Raw genomic sequence first — 1104 nt, 5'->3', positions numbered from 1 at the left:
CGAGCCGTTGCCGCTGCTGGTGGAGCGGGAGCGGGCGCTGTACGGCTCGTGGTACGAGTTCTTCCCGCGCTCGGAGGGCACGCGCGAGCAGCCGCACGGCACGTTCCGTACGGCGGCGCGCAGGTTGCCGGCGATCGCGGCGATGGGTTTCGACGTGGTGTACCTGCCGCCGATCCATCCGATCGGCACGACGTTCCGCAAGGGGAAGAACAACACGCTCTCTCCCGGTCCGGACGATGTGGGGGTGCCGTGGGCGATCGGCTCGCCGGAGGGCGGGCACGACGCGGTGCACCCGGATCTGGGCACGCTGGAGGACTTCGCCTGGTTCGTGCGGCGGGCGCGGGAGCTGGGCATGGAGGTGGCGCTGGACTTCGCGTTGCAGTGCTCCCCGGACCATCCGTGGGTGCAGAAGCATCCGGAGTGGTTCCACCACCGCCCGGACGGCACCATCGCGTATGCGGAGAACCCGCCGAAGAAGTACCAGGACATCTATCCGATCGCCTTCGACGCCGACATGGACGGGCTGGTCGCCGAGACGGTGCGGGTGCTGCGGCACTGGATGGACGTGGGGGTGCGGATCTTCCGGGTGGACAATCCGCACACCAAGCCGGTGGTGTTCTGGGAGCGGGTGATCGGGGAGGTCAACGGCACCGACCCGGATGTGATCTTCCTGGCCGAGGCGTTCACGCGGCCGGCGATGATGCACACCCTGGCCCAGATCGGCTTCCAGCAGTCCTACACGTACTTCACCTGGCGCAACACCAAGCAGGAGCTGACGGAGTACCTGACGGAGCTGTCGGGTGAGGCCGCCTCGTACATGCGGCCGAACTTCTTTCCCAACACCCCCGACATCCTGCACGCCTACCTCCAGCACGGGGGCCGGCCCGCCTTCGAGGTCCGGGCGGTGCTCGCGGCGACGCTGTCGCCGTCCTGGGGCATCTACTCCGGTTACGAGCTGTGTGAGAACACCCCGCTGAAGGAGGGCGGTGAGGAGTATCTGGACTCGGAGAAGTACCAGCTCAGGCACCGTGACTGGGAAGCGGCCGAACGCGAGGGCCGCACCATCACCGCGCTGCTGACCCGGCTCAACACCGTCCGGCGGGA

1 pseudogene is annotated in these 1104 nt (G+C 68.1%); it reads left to right on the top strand.

Annotation, left to right across the window (positions count from 1 at the left end):
- A pseudogene (locus ACFY9E_RS40210) lies at positions 1-1104 on the top strand (alpha-1,4-glucan--maltose-1-phosphate maltosyltransferase); the annotation flags it as partial.

It is taken from the genome of Streptomyces sp. NPDC012466 (assembly GCF_042955215.1).
In the GTDB taxonomy this organism is placed as follows: domain Bacteria; phylum Actinomycetota; class Actinomycetes; order Streptomycetales; family Streptomycetaceae; genus Streptomyces.
This window is presented reverse-complemented; position numbering and strand designations above follow the sequence as displayed.